19 protein-coding genes are annotated in these 21,448 nt (G+C 69.6%); 10 read left to right on the forward strand and 9 right to left on the reverse strand.

The window, feature by feature from the left end; genetic code table 11:
- The first annotated feature begins 38 nt into the window (after window positions 1–38).
- The 5 genes from ACSDR0_RS00220 to ACSDR0_RS00240 are packed head-to-tail and all read left to right on the forward strand — an operon-like array spanning window position 39 to window position 3,486.
- Entirely contained in the window at window positions 39–431 is a 393-nt protein-coding gene (locus tag ACSDR0_RS00220) for a hydrogenase maturation nickel metallochaperone HypA (protein WP_435286615.1), read from the forward strand.
- A complete protein-coding gene (locus ACSDR0_RS00225) occupies window positions 406–657 on the forward strand; it encodes a HypC/HybG/HupF family hydrogenase formation chaperone (RefSeq protein WP_329084500.1) in 252 nt (83 codons plus the stop codon). Before ACSDR0_RS00220 ends, ACSDR0_RS00225 begins: the two co-directional genes overlap by 26 nt.
- Before the next feature lie 6 nt (window positions 658–663).
- Window positions 664–1,791, forward strand: coding sequence for a hydrogenase formation protein HypD (gene hypD, locus ACSDR0_RS00230; RefSeq protein ID WP_435286616.1), 1,128 nt, complete (start codon window positions 664–666; stop codon window positions 1,789–1,791).
- Window positions 1,788–3,059: a hydrogenase expression/formation protein HypE gene (gene hypE / locus ACSDR0_RS00235; RefSeq protein WP_435286617.1), complete on the forward strand. Its 1,272-nt coding sequence runs from the start codon at window positions 1,788–1,790 to the stop codon at window positions 3,057–3,059. Before hypD ends, hypE begins: the two co-directional genes overlap by 4 nt.
- A gap of 28 nt (window positions 3,060–3,087) precedes the next feature.
- The gene (locus tag ACSDR0_RS00240) at window positions 3,088–3,486 is read left to right on the forward strand and encodes a hypothetical protein (RefSeq protein WP_435286618.1); all 399 of its coding nucleotides are present in this window, start codon (window positions 3,088–3,090) and stop codon (window positions 3,484–3,486) included.
- A 172-nt stretch (window positions 3,487–3,658) separates the two neighbouring features.
- Here the strand turns inward: ACSDR0_RS00240 and purU are convergent, their stop codons facing one another.
- Complete coding sequence (purU, locus tag ACSDR0_RS00245; protein WP_435286619.1) at window positions 3,659–4,513, reverse strand: formyltetrahydrofolate deformylase; 855 nt, start codon at window positions 4,511–4,513, stop codon at window positions 3,659–3,661.
- Between the two features lie 192 nt (window positions 4,514–4,705).
- On the opposite strand from purU, the gene ACSDR0_RS00250 reads away from it, so the two are divergent.
- Window positions 4,706–5,164 carry an NUDIX hydrolase gene (locus ACSDR0_RS00250; RefSeq protein ID WP_435286620.1) on the forward strand — a complete coding sequence of 153 codons (459 nt, stop codon included), beginning with the start codon at window positions 4,706–4,708 and terminating at the stop codon, window positions 5,162–5,164.
- Window positions 5,165–5,454: 290 nt separating this feature from the next.
- On the opposite strand, the gene ACSDR0_RS00255 is transcribed toward ACSDR0_RS00250, so the two are convergent.
- Together ACSDR0_RS00255 and ACSDR0_RS00260 are read right to left on the reverse strand one after the other, a co-directional pair.
- Entirely contained in the window at window positions 5,455–5,949 is a 495-nt protein-coding gene (locus ACSDR0_RS00255) for a GNAT family N-acetyltransferase (RefSeq protein ID WP_435286621.1), read from the reverse strand.
- Window positions 5,946–7,517 carry an XRE family transcriptional regulator gene (locus tag ACSDR0_RS00260; RefSeq protein WP_435286622.1) on the reverse strand — a complete coding sequence of 524 codons (1,572 nt, stop codon included), beginning with the start codon at window positions 7,515–7,517 and terminating at the stop codon, window positions 5,946–5,948. The genes ACSDR0_RS00255 and ACSDR0_RS00260 overlap by 4 nt, the downstream gene beginning before the upstream one ends.
- Before the next feature lie 338 nt (window positions 7,518–7,855).
- Between ACSDR0_RS00260 and ACSDR0_RS00265 the strand changes: the two genes are divergently transcribed.
- From ACSDR0_RS00265 to ACSDR0_RS00280, 4 genes are all read left to right on the forward strand, one after another.
- Window positions 7,856–8,140 carry a hypothetical protein gene (locus ACSDR0_RS00265; RefSeq protein ID WP_435286623.1) on the forward strand — a complete coding sequence of 95 codons (285 nt, stop codon included), beginning with the start codon at window positions 7,856–7,858 and terminating at the stop codon, window positions 8,138–8,140.
- A gap of 490 nt (window positions 8,141–8,630) precedes the next feature.
- Window positions 8,631–9,656 (forward strand): mechanosensitive ion channel family protein, encoded by a 1,026-nt coding sequence (locus ACSDR0_RS00270; protein WP_435286624.1) that lies wholly within the window; start codon window positions 8,631–8,633, stop codon window positions 9,654–9,656.
- A gap of 20 nt (window positions 9,657–9,676) precedes the next feature.
- Window positions 9,677–10,075, forward strand: coding sequence for a globin (locus ACSDR0_RS00275; protein ID WP_435286625.1), 399 nt, complete (start codon window positions 9,677–9,679; stop codon window positions 10,073–10,075).
- 86 nt (window positions 10,076–10,161) lie between these two features.
- Window positions 10,162–11,703 (forward strand): glycoside hydrolase family 13 protein, encoded by a 1,542-nt coding sequence (locus ACSDR0_RS00280; protein WP_435286626.1) that lies wholly within the window; start codon window positions 10,162–10,164, stop codon window positions 11,701–11,703.
- A 227-nt stretch (window positions 11,704–11,930) separates the two neighbouring features.
- On the opposite strand, the gene ACSDR0_RS00285 is transcribed toward ACSDR0_RS00280, so the two are convergent.
- From ACSDR0_RS00285 to ACSDR0_RS00310, 6 genes are all read right to left on the reverse strand, one after another.
- Window positions 11,931–12,371: an acyl-CoA thioesterase gene (locus tag ACSDR0_RS00285; RefSeq protein WP_435286627.1), complete on the reverse strand. Its 441-nt coding sequence runs from the start codon at window positions 12,369–12,371 to the stop codon at window positions 11,931–11,933.
- 182 nt (window positions 12,372–12,553) lie between these two features.
- Complete coding sequence (ettA, locus tag ACSDR0_RS00290; RefSeq protein WP_435286628.1) at window positions 12,554–14,218, reverse strand: energy-dependent translational throttle protein EttA; 1,665 nt, start codon at window positions 14,216–14,218, stop codon at window positions 12,554–12,556.
- 25 nt (window positions 14,219–14,243) lie between these two features.
- Window positions 14,244–15,473, reverse strand: coding sequence for a GGDEF domain-containing protein (locus ACSDR0_RS00295; protein WP_435286629.1), 1,230 nt, complete (start codon window positions 15,471–15,473; stop codon window positions 14,244–14,246).
- A gap of 587 nt (window positions 15,474–16,060) precedes the next feature.
- A complete protein-coding gene (locus ACSDR0_RS00300) occupies window positions 16,061–16,990 on the reverse strand; it encodes a single-stranded DNA-binding protein (RefSeq protein ID WP_435286630.1) in 930 nt (309 codons plus the stop codon).
- Window positions 16,991–17,271: 281 nt separating this feature from the next.
- The gene (locus tag ACSDR0_RS00305; RefSeq protein WP_435286631.1) at window positions 17,272–18,912 is read right to left on the reverse strand and encodes a GTP-binding protein; all 1,641 of its coding nucleotides are present in this window, start codon (window positions 18,910–18,912) and stop codon (window positions 17,272–17,274) included.
- The gene (locus tag ACSDR0_RS00310; RefSeq protein ID WP_435286632.1) at window positions 18,909–21,038 is read right to left on the reverse strand and encodes a GTPase; all 2,130 of its coding nucleotides are present in this window, start codon (window positions 21,036–21,038) and stop codon (window positions 18,909–18,911) included. Before ACSDR0_RS00310 ends, ACSDR0_RS00305 begins: the two co-directional genes overlap by 4 nt.
- Window positions 21,039–21,448 lie beyond the last annotated feature (410 nt).

Genomic DNA, 21,448 nt, shown 5'->3' on the forward strand with positions numbered 1-21,448 from the left:
GTCCGATCACACCCCTGAGCGTTAGAGAGGAAACAATCGTGCACGAATTCGGGATCGCCGAGGCGATCCTCACCGCGGTGGAGAAGCGGGCGAACGGCAGACGGGTGCGGCGGGCACGCGTCCACGCGGGCGCCCTGCTGCGTATCACGGAACCGGCGATCAACCAGGCGTTCTCCTCGATCTCCCACGGGTCCGTGGCCGAGGGCGCCCACGTGGATCTGGTCATCGTCCCCGTGAGGATGACCTGCCGCTCCTGCGGGAGCACGTCCACCTCCGTCGACCCCTTCGCCCTCTGCGCGAAGTGCGGCGGCACCGATATCGACAGCGACGGCGGCGACGACCTCGTCCTCGAATCCATCCAGATGGCGGAGGCCTCTCATGTGCCTGGGAATTCCCGGCGAGATCGTGGAAATCCTGTCGGACCGTCCTGATCTGGCCATGGTCGACGTCTGCGGCGTCAAGCGCGCGATCAACATCGGCCTACTTGAGGACGAGCGCGTCGTACCCGGCGACTGGATCCTCATCCACGTCGGGTTCGCGCTGTCGAAGATCGACGAGGTGGAGGCCAGGGCCGCGCTCGACTTCCTCGAAAGCATCGGCCAGGCGTACGAAGACGAGATCGCGGCCCTCCGGGAATCCATGATCGAGGAGGGGTGAGGGCAGATGCGCTTCGTCGACGAGTACCGCGACGCCGGGAAGGCCAGGATGCTCGCCGCGCGGATCGCCGCGCTGTGCGAGCCCGGCCGCGACTACAAGTTCATGGAGGTGTGCGGCGGGCACACCCACACGATCTACAAGCACGGCCTGGAGGACTACCTGCCCGAGGCCGTCACCCTGGTGCACGGTCCCGGCTGCCCGGTCTGCGTCATCCCCATGGGACGGGTGGACGACGCCATCCACATCGCCGAGCAGCCGGACGTGATCATGACGTCGTTCGGCGACATGATGCGGGTGCCCGGCGGGAACGGCTCGTTCCTCGACGCCAAGGCGCGGGGAGCCGACATCCGGATGGTGTACTCCCCGCTGGACGCCCTGAAGATCGCCCGGCAGAACCCCGGCAGGCGCGTGGTCTTCATGGCCATCGGGTTCGAGACCACCGCGCCCTCGACGGCGATGACGGTCCTGCGCGCCGAGGCCGAGGGGATCGGCAACTTCTCGGTCTTCTGCAACCACGTGACGATCATTCCCGCCATCAAGGCGATCCTGGACTCCCCCGACCTGCGCCTGGACGGGTTCATCGGGCCCGGCCACGTCTCCACCGTGATCGGCTGCCGGCCGTACGGGTTCGTCGCGCGCGCCTACGGCAGGCCCATGGTGGTGGCCGGTTTCGAGCCGCTGGACGTGCTGCACACGGTCTACCGCATCCTCCTGCAACTGTCCGAGGGCCGTTCTGAGGTGGAGAACCAGTACTCCCGGGTGGTCCCGTGGGACGGCAACCTCAAGGCCCTGCGCGTCATCGGCCAGGTGATGGAGCTACGGCCGTACTTCGAATGGCGCGGGCTGGGCTTCATCTCGCAGTCGGCGCTCAGGGTCACGGAGCGGTACGCCGCCTTCGACGCCGAGCGGATCTTCCAGATCCCGGGCGGGCGGGTGGCCGACCCGAAGGCGTGCCAGTGCGGCGAGGTGCTCAAGGGAGTACTCAAGCCCTGGGAGTGCAAGGTGTTCGGCACCGCGTGCACCCCGGAGACGCCGATCGGCACGTGCATGGTGTCGTCCGAGGGCGCCTGCGCGGCGTACTACAACTTCGGCCGGTTCTCGCGCGAGCGCGTCAAGGAGGCGACCCGGAGGTGAACGGCGCGAAGGGCGGCACCGGGCGAGTCGAGGAGCACGACGTGCGGAAGATGGATCCTCCACGATCAGGCGACGGGGACCGGCAGATGCCCGACCTGAGGGAGGAACCACACGCCCCCCGGCGGACGCCGGACCTGAAAGAGGAGGCACGCGGCCGGGAGCAGCAGGTGCTGGACCGGATCGAGCGGGTGCGGCGGCGCGGGGCGCGCGTGCGGGAGGATCGCATCACCCTGGCGCACGGCGCGGGCGGCAAGGCCACGCACACCCTGATCGAGGCGGTGTTCCTGGAGTCGTTCCGCAACCCGATGCTGGAGACCCTGGAGGACGGCGCGGTCACCGGCGAGCTCGCCTTCACCACCGACGCGTTCGTGGTCACGCCGCTGTTCTTCCCCGGCGGCGACATCGGCGACCTCGCGGTCAACGGCACCGTCAACGACCTGGCCATGTGCGGGGCCCGCCCCCGCTACCTCTCGGCCGGGTTCATCCTGGAAGAGGGCTTCCCCGTCGCCGACCTGCGGCGCATCACCGCCTCGATGGCCGAGGCGGCGCGGGTGGCGGGCGTGTGGATCGTCACCGGCGACACCAAGGTCGTGGAGCGGGGCAAGGCGGACGGCTGCTACGTCACCACCTCCGGCATCGGGACGTTCGACCGGCCCGTCCGGCTGAGCGCGGCCCGCGCGCGGCCGGGAGACGCGGTCATCGTGTCCGGCCCGATCGGCGAGCACGGCATCACCGTCATGCTCGCCCGGGGAGAACTCGACATCGAGGCCGACCTGTACTCCGACACCGCTCCGCTCAACGCCCTCGTCGGCCTGCTGCTGGACGCCTGCGGCGGCGGTCGTGACGACGACGGACGTGACAGCGACGGGCGTGACGGTCACGGCGGCAGCGGTGCGGTGCGCTGCCTGCGCGACGCGACCCGGGGCGGGGTGGCGACGATCGTCAACGAGATAGCGGAGGCCTCGCGGGTCGCCGTCGTCCTCGACGAGGACGCGGTGCCGGTCCGTCCCGCTGTACGGGGGGCGTGCGAGCTGCTGGGGATCGACCCGCTCTACGTCGCCTGCGAGGGCCGGATGGTCGCGGTGGTGGCCGGGGACTCCGCCGAGGCGGCTCTGGCCGCCCTGCGCTCCCACCCGCTCGGCTCCGACGCGGCGATCATCGGGCGGATCAATGACGACCCGCCGGGACTGGTCCTGCTCAGGACCTCCTTCGGCGGCACCCGCATCGTCGACCTGCTGGTCGGCGACCCACTACCGAGAATCTGCTGACCACCGAGCGAACCCAGAGGTGCTGGACATGAACGACAGACGCGGATCCGGAAACAAGGGCCGGAGCGGCAAGGGCGAGACGAGGGAGCACGGCCACTCCCGCGACGTGGGCCACGCGAGCGAGGAGGTCGTACGCTCGGGCAACCGGGCCTTCGGCCCCCCTCCGGACGACAAGGGGCCGCCCCGCGTGGTGTCCGAGGCCGAGCGCAAGGGCGTTCCCCCCACCGACACCGAGGCCAGGTCCCCCCTCGGCGTCGGCACCAGCGAGAACCGCGGCGCCGAGAAGATCGCCTACCGGAGGAAGGAGAAGGGCCGGGAGAAGACCGGCACCGACGAGAGAGGACGCCCGTACGGTGTCTCCCACCCCGAGGACGTCACCGGCGTCAGCCCTCGGAAAGCCGGCAGGGAAAAATCCGTGAGCCCCTGAGTCCTCCTGCGGGTCTCACGGGTCTTGCGCCCGGGGAGCGGCCGGTCCCGAGACATCCGCCCGCTTCCTGGGCGAGACCCGGTCACCTCCGGCGTTCACCGGTTCCGGGAAACCTGTGCCGCCGGGCCGCGGGAAGACCCGGCCGCCGGTCGCGGTGACCGGTCGCCGCGCGCTAGCGGGGGAAGACGATCGTCTTGTGACCGTCGAGCAGGACGCGCTGCTCGGTGTGCCAGCGGACGGCACGCGCCAGGGCCTGGCACTCGACGTCGCGGCCGATGGCGGCGAGGTCGTCCGCGGAGTGGGTGTGGTTGACCCGGGCGACCTCCTGCTCGATGATCGGGCCCTCGTCGAGGTCGGCGGTCACGTAGTGCGCGGTCGCGCCGATCAGCTTCACGCCGCGGGAGTGCGCCTGGTGGTAGGGCTTGGCGCCCTTGAACGACGGCAGGAACGAGTGGTGGATGTTGATCACGTTGCCCGCGAGCTTGACGCAGAGGTCTTCTGACAGCACCTGCATGTAGCGGGCGAGGACCACCAGGTCGGCCCGGTAGTGGTCGACCAGGGTCAGGATCTCCTCCTCCTGCCTGGGCTTGGTCTCGGGGGTGATCGGCAGGTGGTGGTAGTCGATGCCGTACGACTGGGTCAGCGGCCGCAGGTCCGGGTGGTTGGAGACGACCGCGACGATCTCGATGTCGAGCAGGCCCGAGCGCATCCGATAGAGCAGGTCGTTCAGGCAGTGTCCGAACCTGCTGACCATCACCAGTACGCGCGGCTTGACGGAGATCTCGCGCAGCTTGAAATCCATGCCGAGCTCGGGGGCGAGCGCGGCGAAGGCCTCGCGCAGCTCCCCGTCGGGCAGCGGGGAGGCGAACTGCACCCGCATGAAGAACCGCCCGGCCACGGCGTCACCGAACTGCTGGCTCTCGATGATGTTGCATCCCCGCCCGGCCAGGAGACCGGAGACCGCGGCCACCACTCCGGGACGGTCCGGGCAGGACAGCGTCAACACAAACTCGGCCCTGGAACTCATGCCTTCACCCTTGAGCTTGAGAGGTCGGATCGTACGGTGCTTCCATCTGACCTGGGCAGAGTACAGCGAATCCCGCCGCCACACCCGGCCGTCCGGCACGTGGCGGACCAGGAGAACGCGGGCCACCGGAGGCACCGGGACGCCCGGGGCGCGGACCCGACGAAAGGACGGCGGTGGTACGGTCCCTGCCCTATGGACGCCCTTCAGCCGAACGACCGGCCCGCGGCCCGGGTGATCTGTGTGGACGGGTCCGGCCGGGTGCTTCTCATGCACTGGCGCGACCCCGTCGGCGGCCAGAGTCTCTGGGAGCCGCCGGGCGGTGGGATCGACCCGGGCGAGGCCCCCCTCGACGCCGCGCGGCGCGAGCTCACGGAGGAGACGGGCCTGCCGGGCGAGGCGGTGCTGGACCGGTGGGTGCCGGTGCGCCGGGCATTCCACTGGCTCGGCGTCCACTACGCCAAGACCGAGCGGTTCTACCTGGCCAGGTTCGAGGGCACCCCCGAGGTGGGCGCGGAGTCGTTCACCGCCGAGGAGGACATCACCTACCTCGGTTCCGGCTGGTTCTCACCGGCGGAGATGGCCGATCTCCCCGACTTCCTGGAGCCCCCGGACCTGCCGGATGTCGTCTCCCGGCTCACGCGGCTGGGGTGAACCGGCCGCCGGGTATGGGCAGACATGAATGGCCGGAGGCGGAAAACCGGTGCGGCCCTCGATCCCGCGGATCGAGGGCCGCGACCGTCAGAGGAAGATTCTCCCGGCAGGGAGGGATCTCATCCCTTGTGGATGGCGCTCGCGACGCCACCGAGTCTTGACACGCCGGTTTTGTGAACAATGATCTTTTTCATCGCACTCACCAGGGAATGGCGGTAGGTACGAAGAACAATTATTCGGATATCTCCGAAATAGGCAATACTTATTAGTAAAATATTCTAAAATAGAGATCACTTACTTAAAGAGGACATAGCGGCTATTAGGTCTTTTTCTCCGTAAATCACCACACACCCCCCTCGTTCTTCCCGGCGGATCTCGCGCCACCCGAACTTGCGATAGAGCTCCATCGCCGCGGGCTGATTCAGGGTGGTGTCACCACGAAGACGTACATAACCGAGTTCGATTGCCCGCGCCTCCAGCGCGAGGACCATCTGGGCACCGAAACCGCGCCGCTGGAACTCCGGATGGACCCGCATGCGGCACATCTCGGCGGTCTGGTCGTCGACGCGACGGAGACCGCCCATCGTGACGACACGCCCGGCGGGCATCTCACCCACGAGGAACTCCCCCCGGTCGGCCAGATAGATCTCGTGAATCCTCGGGAAGTCGTCCTCGTAGTAGACGCCGTCACCCGGCGCGAGACCGACCTGGGCCAGGCAGATCTGGTGGAGCGCCCAGACGGATTCGATGTCGGACCAGCGATAACGCCGAAGCCTCGGCTTCAACTGCCACTCCTGTCGGCCGTCGGATCGTCCGTCGACGCGCCGCGGTTGCGCAGCGACTCCATGTAGGTCTTGAGCTTGGGATGACCGGGGGCCTTCACCTCGACCTGCTTGCCCACCTCGTGGGCACGCTGCATGAGGATGTCGGGCCGGCACGCCTCGTCAAGGCCCGAGACCGTACGCTGGGCGATCTCCAGCGCCTCGTCCACGTCACCCTCAAGGATCTTGCACTGGGCCCGGTCGAACTTGATGAAGGTCGGGTCGAGCCAGTCGGTCGGGCCGTACTTGGTGAGCGCCTGCTCCAGGATGAGGTCTGCCTCCATCGCCTGCCCGAGCTTGACCAGCGCGTCCCCCTGGTGGAAGTAGAGCTGGCGCTCGGTGTAGCCGAAGGTCGAGTCGTCCTGGTCCGCGGCGGCCATCTGCGAGAAAGCGGCCCTGGCTCTCGACAACGCGCGCTTCGCCTGGTCGACCACCTCCTTCTTGCCCGACCCCGACATCATCGCCAGCGCGCGGGCCTCGACCACCGGGGCCATGGCCTGGGCCGCGCAGGGCGTCTGCCCGGCCAGGTCACGGCTCTTCTTCGCCAGGTTGAGAGCCTCGCGCGGGTCGCCGTAGTAGAGCGGGACCAGGGCCTCCCTGGCCGTGACCCACGCCCTCAGCGCCCGGTCGCCGGTCTCGTCCGCCGCGGTCCTGCCGGTCCTGAAGAAGGACCGGGCGAGCCTGTGGTCGCCGAGATTGACCATGATCATGCCGCTCAGACCGGCGAGCTGCGCCGCCATGCGGCACAACCGTTCCTGCAGGTCGACCGGCTGGCGTCGCTCCATGGCCTTGCGCACCGCGCCGAATTCGAGCATCACGTCGCACAGCAGCCTGAGCGGCGGGGTGTTCATGTACTGGCGGCCGAAGCCGATGGTGGATTCCTCCCACTGATCGAGCATCGCGGGCGAGACGGTGGCCGAGACCAGCGTGTCGTCCATCCTCCTGCGCATGCTCTCCACCGATCCGAGCACCTGCCCGTCCAGCGCGATGCCGCTGCCGGCCAGGAGCTGTAAGAGCGTCCTCCGTAGCACGTTCTCGTCCTCCTCGCCCCCGTCCGCGGAAGGGTCGACGCCGATCGGCTCGATCAGCAGCTCACGCGGACCAGGGGAAGTGTCGGGTCTTCCATCCTGGAGATCGCCTCGGACGACACCGGGCATCCTGTGGCCGTGGCCGCAGATGCACGGGCCGTCGTAGCCGAGGGAGGCGGGCTCGACCCGGTAGGCGGAGCACAGGTAGTGCAGGTATTCGGGGCCGGGACGCTTGAGCCCGCTCTCGTACGCGGACAGGAGCGTCTCACCGATGCCGGGGGCCGACTTGCCGTCGCGTTCGAACAGCGCCCGTATCTGTTCGATGACGTCCGCGAGAGCGACGCCGTGCGCGAGGCGGTGACCTTTAATCCGAGTGGTCCCGAATTGCGAACTACACTTTTCATAGATTTCCTCGGCTATCTGCGCCGAGGACTTCCCGGCTGCCAGGCCACGGGCCCGGACCTGCCGCGCTAACTCTGTCTCCCTGTGCTGCCTGCCGGACATACCGGCCCCTCTCTCGTGGCCGGCCGGGCTGGCTGGCACACTGGTCCCGACCGGTCCTCTCTCCCTTGACTCAGCGTGATCTTTTCGTCGCACTGCGCCTACGGAGAATGATGGACCACGTTTGACTCATCCGGAACACGCTAATAAAGCCGCTGGCTAAGAATCGTCCTCCGGAGGACTGTTTCTTTCAACCTACTTGGCACATCCCCCACCCTGAACTGGGTTTTCTCCGAATTGACCCGTGGGGCCACCGTGAGTCATCTTTGGCGAGCAGCACCGTAAGCGTGATCGAACGAACACGATTCGGTGCCGGCAAGCCGACCACGAGGAGGGACGAGGTGGGTGAAGACGATTTCCGGCACCTTGAGCGACTGGTGACGGAGCTTGACTGCCGCGGGCTGCACGCCCGTGTGGTGCGGACCCACTCGGGCCGTGCGTTCGTACGAGTGATCAATCCGAAGGCGACCAGCCTGGCGGAGAACGTCACCTGCAGGGCACAGGCCGCCCCCAGCCATCGGGATTGGTACTACTGGTGGTCCTGGGGTGAGCAGATGCACACGGTGGAGGATCCCGCCGGTGCCGCGACCAAGGTCGCACGCGTACTCGCCGCGGTAGGAGATTGAGGTGAGCGGCGCAACGGGCGTTCACCCGCCCGGTGCGCCGCGTCTGCCGCGGCTCGACGGAGCCGGCGGGGTGACCGGTGCGGAGCGTCCTCGGACGCTGGGCACCCCGCCGGCTCCGAATCGTCCGGCCCGCACCCGCGGGCCTGCACGCGCCGGCCTGCACGCACCGGCTCCCACCGGCCGAAACGTGGAGGCTCCCGCGAGCCGAAGCCAACGAACTGCTGTAAAGCACAGGCTGCCGTCCGGTCTCTCGTCCGGGCGGTGACCGGAGGGATCCCTCTCGGGAACGGCACGGGACACGCTTCCGGGTGCGTGCCCCGTCCGGGCCCCCCGTCACCGGGGCATCCGGGTCCGCCCCCGCGGCCCTAGACCAGGATGTCCCCGTCTTCCCCGGCGTAATGTGACGGAGGCCGGTTCGATCGGCAAGATGGGTTAGGTCGCATGACTTACCCAGTCAGCCCGTCGATCCGACCCGAGAGGGATCCACTCCGTGTTCCTGCTTTCCCCCACGCCCGTTCCCACCCCCAGCGCCACCCCGACCTCCGGTCCGGGGGTCGTCGTCGAGGACCTTCTCGACATGAGCGCGGGCCTGACACAGGGGTGCGGGAACGGCGGTGGGGTAATCTGCGACTTCGTGAAGATGCTCGTGCCCGCGGCCGTCGACTGGGTGGCCCCCGCGATCGCGGGCCTGATCGCCATCACGCTGGTCGTGGTCATCGCGCTGATCCTGCGCAACGTGGCGCACCGGCTGATCGGCCGGGTGGTGCGCCGGGCGTCCACCGAGCGCGCGTCCCTGGCGGGGCGGCTGCGCGGCAGGGAGACGGTCGCCCTCGAAGGCCTCGACGCGATCGTGGCCGAACGGCGCAGGCAGCGAGCCGAGACCATCGGCTCGGTGCTCAGGCACATCGCCTCGATCATCATCATGGGCACCGCCGTGCTGACCGTCCTCGAACGCCTCTCCGTCCCCATCGCCCCCCTGCTGACCAGCGTCGGCATCCTGGGCGTGGCGATCGGCTTCGGCGCCCAGGAGCTCGTCAAGGACTTCATCGCCGGCATGTTCATGCTCCTGGAGGACCAGTACGGCGTGGGCGACGTGATCGACGCGGGCGCCGCGATCGGCACCGTGGAGGCGGTCACCCTGCGCATCACCCGCCTGCGCGACAGCGACGGCCGGGTCTGGTACATCCGCAACGGCACGATCACCCGCGTCGGTAACGAGTCGCAGGGCTGGTCTCGCGCCACGGTCGACGTGCCGGTGGCCTACGCCTCCGAGATCCCCCTGGTCCGCGACCTTCTCAAGGAGGTCGCCGACGAGATGTGGAACGAGCCCGCCTTCCGCGACTCGATCATCGTCGAGGAGCCGCAGGTCTGGGGCATCGAGCAGATCTCCGACACCGCCGTCATCTTCCGGGTCAGCGCCAAGACCATCCCCTCCCGGCAGGCGGAGGTCGCCCGCGAGCTCCGTCTTCGGATCAAGTTCGCCCTCGACCGGGCCGACATCACGATCGCCGCCTGACGTCAATTAGGCTGGAGCACGTGTCCGCTACCCCCGAGGAATCCCAGACCTTCTACGACGCCGTCGGCGGCGAGGAGGCCTTCAGGCGTCTGGTGCACCGCTTCTACCAGGGGGTGGCGGCCGACCCGATCCTCCTGCCGCTGTACCCCGAGGACGACCTCGAAGGCGCCGAGGAACGGCTCCGCCTGTTCCTCATCCAATACTGGGGCGGTCCCAACACCTACAGCACCCAGCGCGGCCACCCTCGGCTGCGGATGCGGCACAACCCCTTCGTCATCCGCTCGGCCGAACGCGACGCCTGGCTCCGGCACATGCACGACGCGGTGGTCTCCCTGGAGCTCCACGACGACCTGGAGAAACGCCTCTGGGACTATCTCGTGTACGCGGCGCACAGCATGGTCAACGCCCCCGACGCATAGAACTCCGCGCGATCGGCGTCTCCGGCGCAAAACCATTGCATGGCCAGGGTCCGCGACGCATAAACACCGCCGAGCGGGGGCAACCCATGCACATGGAAACCCCCTGGTGGCGTGACGCCGTCGTCTACGAGATCTACGTTCGCAGCTTCGCCGACGCCTCCGGAGACGGCGTCGGCGACCTGCCCGGCATCAGGCAGCGCCTGCCCTACCTCGCCGAACTCGGCGTGGACGCGATCTGGCTGACCCCCTTCTACCGCTCCCCCATGGCCGACGGCGGCTACGACGTGGCCGACTACCGCGACGTCGACCCGCTCTTCGGCACGCTCGCCGACTTCGACGAGCTCGTCTCCGAGGCGCACCGGCTCGGGCTTCGGGTGATCGTCGACATCGTCCCGAACCACAGTTCCTCCGCCCACGAGTGGTTCCAGGCCGCGCTGCGAGGCGAGGGCCGCGACCGTTACGTCTTCCGCGACGGCGGGGACCTGCCGCCCAACAACTGGCAGTCGACCTTCAGCGGCCCGGCCTGGAGCAAGACGCCCGACGGGCAGTGGTATCTCCACCTCTTCGCCCCGGAGCAGCCCGACTTCAACTGGCGCAACCCCGAGGTGCACTCCGAATTCCTCGACGTGCTGCGGTTCTGGCTGGACCGGGGGGTCGACGGGTTCAGGATCGACGTGGCGATGGGCCTCTACAAGGCCGAAGGGCTGCCGGACACCCCGCCGGAGGGCCAGGCCTTCAAGGCCGAGTCGCCGATCTGGGGGCAGGCCGAGGTTCACGAGGTCTACCGCGACTGGCGCAAGGTGCTCGACTCCTACGACGGCGAGCGGATGGCGATCGGCGAGGTCTGGACCGACTCCGCCGAGGATCTGGCGCTGTACGTCCGCCCCGACGAGCTGCACCAGAGCTTCAACTTCGCCTGGCTGGAGGCACCCTGGTCCGGGCCCGCGTTCAAGAAGATCATCGATGACACGCTGGCCGCCGTGACCGCCCCCACCTGGGTGCTTTCCAACCACGACGTGGTCCGCCACGTGACCCGGTACGGCAACGGCCAGACCAACTCCACGACGGGCCTCGCCCGGGCCCGCGCGGCTCTGCTCGCCATGCTCGCCCTGCCGGGTTCGGCATACCTCTACCAGGGGGAGGAACTAGGCCTCCCCGAGGTGAAGGATCTTCCCCCGGAGGCCCGGCAGGATCCCATCTTCGCCCGCTCCAAGGGAGAGCTGCCCGGCCGCGACGGCTGCCGGGTCCCAATCCCCTGGTCCGGCGTGGCCGAGCCCTACGGCTTCTCGCCCGACGGGGCGCGGCCCTGGCTGCCCCAGCCGGTCGAGTGGGTCGTGCTCTCCGCCGAGCGCCAGTCGAACGATCCGGGCTCCACGCTGAGCTTCTACCAGGACGCCCTGCGCGCCCGCCGCGAGCTGCGCGGCACGCTGCCGGACGAGATCACCTGGCTGGACGCCCCCGAGGACGCCCTCATCTTCAGCCGAGGCCCCCTGACCTGCGTCATCAACTGCGGTTCCGGACCGGTCGGGCTACCGTCGCACGACCGCGTCCTGATCGGCAGCGCCCCGGTGGACGGCCACCTGCTCCTGCCGGACACCGCGGCCTGGCTCTACACCCCCGACGCCTGAGCGCTCCCGGTGGCGGGCGGCACCACCGGAGGGGTGGAGGTGCCACGGAGACGGCGGCACCCCGCAGGTCCGCGGGGAGGAGACGGCGGCGCCCACAGGTCCGCAGGCCCGTGAGAAGGGGCGAGGGCGCCTCGGGACGGCGGCGCGCTCCGCGGGGGCGTCGGGCACCTCACAGGTCCCGGGAGGGGTGGCGGGCGTCCAGGGCCGGCGACCCGCACCACGCGGCCTCAGTTCGCGGCGAACCTGCTCAGATAGGCGAGCTCATCCTGGTTGAACCGCCGGGGGGAGGCCCTCTCCACGTTGTAGGCCACGAGCACCGAGCGGGCCTTGACGAAGATCTCCTCGTCGTCACGGATCTCGTACGCGAGGGTGAATCGGACCGGCCGGATCTCCGTCACCCACGACTCCACCCGCACCGGGTCGGGGCGGAAGGTGAGGGGACGCAGATAGTCGACCTCGTGCCTGGCGATCACGAGTCCCTTGAACGGCTCGCCGCCCTCGCGGTGGGGGTCGATATGGAACAGCGCCAGCCGCGCGTCCTCCAGGTAGTCGAGAAACCGCACGTTGTTGACGTGTCCCAGCGAGTCGATGTCGGCGAACCTGACGGCCCTGGGGAACACGTGCCGGTGACCACGGCCGACGCCGTCCGCGATGCTCTGTTCAAACACACCCAGAACCGTAGCGAGCCCTTGGTGCCCCGCCGTACGGCGGGGCACCAAGGGCTCGTCGAGAGCGTTCCGGTCACGGCCGGGCGCGCCCGTGGCGGGCGGGCCCCTGTCAGGTGCGGCGCCCCGCCCGGAGACCGAGTCGATCTCCGGGAGGGTCGCCGAGCCGGGCTCCGGGACCGGGGTCAGTCGCGGGTGAGCTTGCGGTAGGTGACGCGGTGCGGCCGGGCCGCGTCGGCACCCAGGCGCTCGACCTTGTTCTTCTCGTAGTCGGCGTAGTTGCCCTCGAACCAGAACCAGTTCGAGCCCTCTTCCCAGGCGAGGATGTGGGTGGCGATGCGGTCGAGGAACCACCGGTCGTGCGAGGTGATGACCGCGCAGCCGGGGAACTCCAGCAACGCGTTCTCCAGGCTGGAGAGCGTCTCGGTGTCGAGGTCGTTGGTGGGCTCGTCGAGCAGCAGCACGTTGCCGCCCTGCTTGAGGGTGAGCGCCAGGTTGAGCCGGTTGCGCTCTCCGCCGGACAGGATGCCCGCCTTCTTCTGCTGGTCCGGGCCCTTGAACCCGAACGCGGCGATGTAGGCGCGGGACGGCATCTCGACCTGGCCGACCTTGATGTAGTCGAGCCCGTCGGAGACGACCTCCCAGACGTTCTTGGACGGGTCGATCCCGCCCCTGCTCTGGTCGGCGTAGGAGATCTTGACGGTGTCGCCGACGACGATCTCGCCGTCGTCGGGCGTCTCGCTGCCAGTGATCATCCGGAACAGGGTGGTCTTTCCGACACCGTTCGGGCCGATGATGCCGACGAGGCCGTTGCGCGGCAGATCGAAGGAGAGGCCGTCCATCAGGACGCGGTCCTCGAAGCCCTTGGTGAGCTTCTCGGACCGGATGACCGTGGTGCCCAGGCGCGGGCCCGGCGGGATCTGGATCTCCTCGAAGTCGAGCTTGCGGTGCTTGTCGGCCTCGGTCGCCATCTCCTCGTAGCGCTGGAGGCGCGCCCGGCTCTTGGTCTGGCGGGCCCTGGCGTTGGAGCGGACCCACTCCAGCTCCTCCTCCAGGCGCTTCTTGCGCTTGGCGTCCTTCTGGCCCTCAAGCTTGAGCCGCGCCGCCTTGGCCTCCAGGTAAGTGGAGTAGTTACCCTCGTAGGCGTGGCAGCGGCCCCGGTCGAGCTCCAGGATCCAGCCGGCCACGTTGTCCAGGAAGTAACGGTCGTGGGTGACGGCCAGGACGGTGCCCGGGTATTTCTCCAGGTGGGATTCGAGCCACTGGACACTCTCGGCGTCGAGGTGGTTGGTGGGCTCGTCGAGCAGCAGCAGGTCGGGCTGCTCCAGGAGCAGCTTGCAGAGAGCGACCCGGCGGCGCTCGCCACCGGAGAGCTGGGTGACCTCGGACTCCGGCGGGGGACAGCGGAGGGCGTCCATCGCCTGCTCCAGCTGGCTGTCGAGATCCCAGCCGTTGCGGTGGTCGAGGGCGTCCTGGAGCTTGCCCATCTCGTTGAGCAGCTCGTCGCTGTAGTCGGTGGCCATCAGCTCGGCGATCTCGTTGAAGCGGTCGAGCATCGCCTTGGTCTCGGCGACACCCTCTTCGACGTTGCCGAGGACGGTCTTGGATTCGTTGAGGGGGGGCTCCTGCTGAAGCATGCCGACGGTGAAGCCGGGCATGAGCCGGGCGTCGCCGTTGGACGGCTGCTCCAGGCCCGCCATCATCTTCAGCAGCGTCGACTTTCCGGTGCCATTGGGGCCCAGGACACCGATCTTGGCGCCCGGCAGGAACGACAGCGTCACGTCGTCAAGGACGACCTTGTCGCCATGCGCCTTGCGCACGCGCTGCAGTGTGTAGATGTACTCCGGCATGCCTTTAGTTTAGGGCCTGGGGAGTTCAGCTAGGGGCGGCCTCGGATCCGGGCCTGCGGGCCGGGGGCACAACGGTGGCGGACAGGCAGATCTGGTCGCGGCCGAGCTCCTTGGCCCGGTAAAGGGCCAGGTCGGCCGCTGCGAGAAGCTCGATCAGGTCGTCTCCGTGCACGCTCATGATCGCGACACCGACCGAGATGGTCACGGTGATCATGTTGTCGTCGGCGGGGACCGCCATCCGCCCCACCCGGGAGCGCAGCCGCTCGGCGACCCTGCGAGCCTCGGTCACGTCGGCCCTGGGCAGCAGGACGACGAACTCCTCGCCGCCGAACCGCCCCACCACGTCGTAGTCGCGCAGCTGGCTGCGGATGGTGTCGGCCACCCCGACGAGGACCTGATCGCCGATCAGGTGGCCGTAGGTGTCGTTGACCCTCTTGAAATGGTCGATGTCGACGATCAGCAACGCGAGCGTCTCCCCCGTGCGACGCGCCCTGACGATCTCGGTGTCGGCCTCCCGCTGCCAGGCCGCGGCGTTCAGCAGGCCGGTCTTGAGGTCGGTGCGGGCCGCCGCCTGGAGCTGGGCGTGGAGCAGGCTGCGCTGGAGCAGCACCACCGGGGGCAGCGCCAGGACCAGCAGGGCCAGGTTGAGCCCGCAGGTGATGGCGACGAGGACTCCGAGGCAGAGCTCGACGACGTCGAGGAGCAGGTTCTCCCGGTTCCACAGGACCTCCCGCCAGCGGCTTTCGGGGTCGGCGGTGTGCGCGGCGACGGCGATCAGCGCGGTGTTGATCACTGTGAACAGGACCGCGCAGCCGATGGCCACGAGGATCGGCCCTCCCTCTCCCCTGGTCAGCGCGTTCAGATCGCCGACCGCGGCGTGGAACAGCAGGGAGGCCGCGCATCCGGCCAGGCCGATCGCCGCCGAGCTGACGACCCGCCGGTAGACCACCGTCGCGCGCACCCGTTTCTGCAGCAGGAACTGGAGCGGGATGGGCGCCAGAAGCGCGTAGAGAGGTGGAAGGAGCAGCGCGGCGGGCAACCACCAGGCGGAAAGCAGATCACGGTAGACGCCCGCGGGCATGCCGAGTCTCCGCGTCGCCTCGATGCACACGGCTCCGCACATCATCAACGCGGTGAAGGTCAGCACGTCGGACCAGCGAAAAACACCGGAAATCGAGAAGAACACGATCGCGACAAGATCCAGCGCTACTATCCCGCAGAGGTAGGCGACCAGCGGTCGACGCTGCCCCAGCAAGGGCCACCGATCGACCAAGGGTGTTATGCCGTCGCGCGGTTTGACCGACGTGTGACTGGGAGCCGCCATGTCGTCCCCCTCTCCGACTAACGATGTGTAACACAATAGTTGCGGAGTGTGCGACGTGCGATGGTTACCGCTACCTTTGGCAGAGTGAGTCAGCCCACCGGCTGACCCACGACTTGGAAACCGCTCGCTCGCGAGCGGGCCGTGTGGGAAAGGAGCAAGCCATGCTGCGGGGCGTGACCTGGACCTAACAGGTGTCTCGGCATCTGACACGGGCAAGACCATCGGCCGGTTATCTCGGCGTCACCGCGCCGCCACGGCGAGACACCGACCGCGTCCGGCCGATGCCCCCTCACTCCGCCCGCACCAGGCTCCCTCTCCGTGCGAGGCTCCTGCCCCGTCAGACGCCCTGCCCTTGCGAAACCCCCGTCCCCCGATCTCCCCCATCCCCCACTCCTCGTCCCCTCCTCCTGTCCCGCCTCCCTACAGCACGTCTTTCCAGCATCCCCGCACCGGCGCTCCGGCCTTGAGCCCCGGTTGGCTGGGAGGCCCGCGGCCCGGACCTCCCAGAGGGAAACGGCTCAGGCCGCCACGGGCTCCCGCGTCGGCCAGGGCGTCTCATCGCCCGCACCCGGGTGGATCCTCATGGCACCCGGCACACCCCCTGCCGTCTCCTCCCCCGAGCCGGGGTTTCTCGTCCTCACCGCGTCTCGCCGCCTCGTCGTCGTGCTCTTCGCCGCCCTTCCCCGACTGTCCACGGCCTCCCCCTCCGCCGGTTCCTCCCCGGCCCCGGCGGAACCGTGGTCCTCCCTGGCGGGCTCGTGATCCGCCACGCGCGGCGGAACCTCGGCGGCGTCTCCGGGACGGGTGATGTCTCCAGGATCGGTGCTTCCGAGATCGGCGCCTCGGAGATCAGCGCTTCCGAGATCGGTGGCGTCTCCGGAAACCGGACCGTCCTCGGCCGTCTCACCTCCAGGCGTGACCTCCCCCTCGCGCGGCGCGGACGTCTCGTCGTCGAACCCGGTCTTCAGCAGGGACAGGGCACCGAGAGCCCCGGCAGCGACGGGGGCGCCACCGCTCATGGCCCAGTCGGAGGTCTCGCGGTCAAGCTCGATCCGCTCCGCGCTGCCGAGAGCCGCGACCGGCCCGCCGCGCTGCGGCTTGCTGAAGCTTCCGAGCCCCCAGCGCAGGTCGTGACCGAGCGAGTTGGCCTCCACCTCGGGCATGAACCGGCGCTCCCCCTCGTGGGCGAACTCGCGGATCCGCAACCGCCCCTGGACCACGACCGGCTGGCCCAGATGGACCGACTGGGCGACGTTGTCGGCGAGCCCGCGAAAGCAGCGGACGCCGAAGTAAGTCGTCTCGCCGTTGCGCCACTGCTGGTTCTCCCGATCGAAGTAACGGCTCGTCGAGGCGATCTTGAGCGAGGTCACCCGGGAGCCGTCGGGGAAGGTGTGCTGGCGCGGCGGGGCCGCGACGTTACCGGTCAGCGTGACGTAGATGTCGTTCATCGTGCCTCCCATGAGAGCCGGCTGAGTGCCGGCGGCGTGAAAGACACGATGGCCTGGCCCGTCCCCCGCACGGGTTACCGAATCACGCTCTGTGGAAAAGCCCGGGGCACGCGAAGAAGCTGTGGATAACCCGGCCACCGACCCCGGGCAGCGCGCATCGCCCCTCTCCAGCGAGGGCCGGGAACCAAAAGGCAAGGCCCGTCCGTACGAGGAAAGCGGGATCGGACCGGCGTTCCCGGACGGCTCAAGGAGACGATGCCCCACATGAGCAGGGGGAGGAGTCAGCCCCGTAGGCCCCGCATGGCCGAGTAAAACTCGTTGTAGCGGGTCAGCTCCCGTTCCACCGGCTCGATCACCATGCTCTCGGCGACCCCGGAGACCCGGCGGCGCATCTCGCGCTCCAGCGCGTCACGCTCGTTGCCCGCGCCGAGCACGACGAAGTTGCGGCTGGCCATCGCGGTGAGCAACCCGAGCCCCAGGACGGAGAAGACCATCAACCCGACCCACGGTAGCGAGGCGGCGTCGCCGAACACCTCCAGCCCCTCCGGCGGGCTCCCGGCGCCGAACACGCCATAGGTGAGAGCCGTACCGACCCAGGCCAGGCCCGCGACGAAGAGCAGGACCAGAAGGTACTGCCAGACCAGGAGCAACCGCCACCAGCCGGGAACCCTGTCCAGGCGGGGTGCGACCTCCGACAGCTCCTCGGAGAGCACCTCGGGCAGCTGCGACGAGCGGGAACGCGTGGCGTCCCTGATCCCGTTCTGCCACGCCTCGTGCATGCCCGAGGTCAGGCCGTCGGCGAGTGCCTGGACGGCGGTGTCCACCTCGGCGGGCTGCGCGCTGACCGAGCCGCCGGTCAGGCCGTGGATCTCGTCTCGCAGGTCGCCCAGACGCAGGCTGTTCAGCGGATCGGGGCGGAGCTTGGCGGCCCAGCGGGTGTAGGGCCAGCCGACCCACTCGCCGGACCGCGCGGCGTACACGTTCTCCATCGCCTCACCGATCGCGGGGACGCCGACCGCGTCGCAGAGGGCGTCGGTGAGACCGATCCTGCGGGCGTCGTCGATGGAGGAGGGCGGGGCGGAGGCGTTGTCGGCGGGCATGACCTTCGCGAGGCGGAGCGTCAGCCGGCCGAGGTCGGCCTCCAGCCGCTGGGTCGCCGCCCTGCGCTTGGAAACGGTCTCGGCGAGGACGGCCTTGAGGTCGTCGACGCCCCTGCCCGTGATCGCCGAGGTGGTGACGATCACGGGGTGCTCGACCCCCTCGCGACGGAGCAGGCCGTCCAGGTCCGTGACGCACTCGGCCAGTTCGTCCTGGTCGAGCCGGTCGGCCTGGTTGAGCACGAAGATCGTCACCGCCTCGTGCCCGGCCAGATCGGTCACGTAGCGCCGGTGCGTGGAGGCGTCGGCGTACTTCTGCGGGTCGAGCACCCACACGACGAGGTCGGCGATCTGGATCAGCCGGTCGGCCTCGGTGTCGGTCAGCGCCCGGATGGAGTCGTGGTCGGGCAGGTCGAGCAGGATCAGTCCGTGGAGCTGGCTCTCGCCCCGGTCCAGGGCGCTGGCCCGCGCGAAGCGGTGGCGCCACTGGATCTGCAGCCAGTCGAGCAGCGGGCCCGCGCCGTCCAGGCCCCAGACGCAGGCGTGGGTACGGGCCGTGGTCGGGCGGCGTACCCCCGTCGGCGACAGTTCCAGGCCGGAGATCGAGTTGAACAGCGTCGACTTGCCGCTGCCCGTACCCCCCGCGAGCGCGACCACGGTGTGGTCGGAGGAGAGCTTGAGCCTGTCACCGGCGCGCAGCAGCAGCTGGCCCGACTCGGTGAGGAGCTTGGGCTCGACCCTGCCCGGCCCCAGCTCCACGATCCGAGCCAGCGCGGCGAGCCGGCTGCCGAGACCCTGGCGTGACTGGGTGGTGCCAACACTCATCGGGCGACCTCAAGGTTGTACGTTGCCTGGTAAAGGCGGGTGGCGGCGGATTCGTCAGGTATGCCCGCACCGTCGAGAGCCTGGGCGTAACGCGCCATCTCGTCGTCGAAGAGCATGCCGATCCGGGCTCGGAGATCGCTCCGGGCCTTCACGCCGATGTTGCGCAGCGACTCCGCGCCGAGCAGCGCGTGCACCAGCCGTTGCGGTAGTGCCCCGGCGCCGTTCTGCGCGTCCGAGGAGCCGTAACCGAGCAGCCCGATGGTCAGGATCAGCGACAGGGACTCGACGTCGAACGAGATCACCCTGGCCACCGACCGCTTGGTCACCCCCTCGGTGCGTATCAGCTCGATGATGTGCTCCTGCCAGGCCGCGATGGTCCGGCCGACCTTGCGCAGAAGCTCGTCTGAGGCGCGGCCGAGATCGGGTGTCGCCGCCAGGGCCTCCTGCGCGCCCGGACGGTTCAGCCAGCGCGAGGCGGCCTCCTCCGACGCCCGCTGCGCCGCCGAGACGATCACCGACTCCAGCCCCGCCCGCAGCGCGGACTTCAGGGCGCTGAGCCGCTCGGGCGCCTGCTGGCCCGCCTTGCCGCCGAAGCGGCTGGGCCTGCGCAGGTGGAGGGTACGCATGAGGTCGCCGGACCCGGCGAAGTCCTGCCAGCGGGCGAGCACCTCGCCCCGGAGCAGCGAACCGTCGGCGGTGCTCTTGTCGATATCGGCCAGCGCGCGGGCGTAGGCGCCGTCCACGTCGCCGCGCAGGTCCCTCCGGAAGGCGACCTGGACCTCCAGTTGCTTGGCCAGGGCGGGGACACGGGTGCGGAAGCTGTTCAGCACCCCGTCCAGGGTCGCCCGTACGGCCTGCGCGCGGCGCCGGTCGTCGACCGACAGCTCGGTCAGCCAGAGACGCAGCTCGCTCACCTCGTGATCGGGGAGCATCCCGTCGGTGACCCTGCTCTCGTTGATGACGAACCGGTCGACCTCGCCGAGACCGTACTCGGTGAGCATCCTGACGAAGTGCTTGGTGATCACCTCTCGGGACCTGGGCGGCACCCGGGAGAGCACGATGGCCAGCCGGGCTCCGCGCTCCTTGGCCAGGCGCAGCAACCGCCAGGCCGGGGCGTCGGCGTACCGGGCCGCGGTGGTGACGAAGATCCACAGATCGGCCGCGTCGAGCATGCGGTGGGCGATCTCGTGGTGCTCCTCGACGACCGAGTCGATGTCGGGGGTGTCGAGCAGGGCCACGCCGGGAGGGAGGCGCTCGGTGGAGACGAGCACGAGGCCCCCGGAGGCGAGCTCGGGATCGGGCTCGCTGAGCCGCCGGAGGCTGCCGAGCAGGTCGCCCTTGGCGAACCACTCGTGGTCGTCGGGGTGGCAGGCCAGGACGGGCGTGCCGGTCGTCGGGCGGCGCACGCCGGTCGCGCTGACCTTCGCGTTGGCCAGGGTGTTGAGGAGTGTGGACTTGCCCGCGCCGGTGGAGCCCGCGACCACGACGAGCGCGGGCGCGGTGCTCGTGTGGACGCGAGGGATCACGTAGTCGTCGAGCTGGGCCAGGATCTCGCTCTGGACCCGCCTGGCCTCCTCCGCGCCGGGGAGGTCCAGGCCGAAGCTGAGGTCGGTGACACCGGTGCGTACGGCGGTGAGCGCGTTGCTCAGGGCCTCGGAGACGGCCTCGGGAAGCGGGGTCTCCCGCACCCGGCCGCCCGGCGACCCGGCGTCCTTCTCGTCCCGGGTCTCCTCGCTCGCGGGCTGCGCGTCGCCGTCGACGGTTCCGGTCTCGTCCCGGGCTCCGTCATCGGCCCCGCCGTCGCCCTCGCCCTTGCCCTCGTTCTCGTCTTCGCCTCGCGTCTCGTCAGCGGTCCTGGAGAACTCGGTCTCGCTCCGGGTTCCGCCCTCGGTGCCGACAGCGCCGCCGGTGCCGGTGATGTCAGCGGTACCGGCATCTCGCCGGACCTCGCCGCCGCTCTCGTCGCCCTCGCCGATCCCGGTGGGTTCGGCGTCGCGCCGGGCCTCTTCGCCGGTCTCGACGGCCTGCGGTGCCCTGTCGCCGGTCTCGGCGTCATCGGTCTCCGTGCCGCGACGGGTCCTGTCATCGTCGTCGATCTCGGCGGGCTCGTCCTCGTCCCGGGACACGAGATCGCCACGGCCGTCGCTCCCGGCACCGTCCCGGAGAACATCATCGGCTCGCGAGGTGTCACCGGTCTCGCCGTCCGCGCGGGGCCCGCCGTCGGCCGGGGTCCGCCGCGCGGCCTCGCCGTCGTCCTCGACGTGGCCGGCGCCCGGCGTGCCGCCGTCACTCCCCGCGCTGTCGGCGAAGTCGTCGCGGCGCTCCTCAGGGGTCGTGCCGGAAACGACGACCTCATCCGGTTCCGCGTCGTTCTCGGACCGTTCTCGCCTCTCCCCGGTCCCGTTCGCGCGAAGGGGCGGAGCGCCTTCGGCGCGAGTCCGCTCGTCCTCACTCCCGGGACTCCCGGGCCGAGGGGGAGTGCCTTCGGCGGCCGTACGGGAGGCGCCGGCGTCTTCCCGGGGGACGGGACCCGGAG

Source organism: Streptosporangium sp. G11 (genome assembly GCF_051192615.1).
GTDB lineage: Bacteria > Actinomycetota > Actinomycetes > Streptosporangiales > Streptosporangiaceae > Streptosporangium.

What these genes read in the sequence shown, in the direction of transcription:
- ACSDR0_RS00250 (WP_435286620.1), top strand. Translation starts at nt 4,706, where the DNA reads ATGGACGCCCTTCAGCCGAACGACCGGCCCGCGGCCCGGGTGATCTGT.
- ACSDR0_RS00300 (WP_435286630.1), bottom strand. Translation starts at nt 16,990, where the DNA reads ATGAACGACATCTACGTCACGCTGACCGGTAACGTCGCGGCCCCGCCG.
- ACSDR0_RS00280 (WP_435286626.1), top strand. Translation starts at nt 10,162, where the DNA reads ATGCACATGGAAACCCCCTGGTGGCGTGACGCCGTCGTCTACGAGATC.
- hypD (WP_435286616.1), top strand. Translation starts at nt 664, where the DNA reads ATGCGCTTCGTCGACGAGTACCGCGACGCCGGGAAGGCCAGGATGCTC.
- ACSDR0_RS00305 (WP_435286631.1), bottom strand. Translation starts at nt 18,912, where the DNA reads ATGAGTGTTGGCACCACCCAGTCACGCCAGGGTCTCGGCAGCCGGCTC.
- ettA (WP_435286628.1), bottom strand. Translation starts at nt 14,218, where the DNA reads ATGCCGGAGTACATCTACACACTGCAGCGCGTGCGCAAGGCGCATGGC.
- ACSDR0_RS00260 (WP_435286622.1), bottom strand. Translation starts at nt 7,517, where the DNA reads ATGTCCGGCAGGCAGCACAGGGAGACAGAGTTAGCGCGGCAGGTCCGG.
- purU (WP_435286619.1), bottom strand. Translation starts at nt 4,513, where the DNA reads ATGAGTTCCAGGGCCGAGTTTGTGTTGACGCTGTCCTGCCCGGACCGT.
- ACSDR0_RS00240 (WP_435286618.1), top strand. Translation starts at nt 3,088, where the DNA reads ATGAACGACAGACGCGGATCCGGAAACAAGGGCCGGAGCGGCAAGGGC.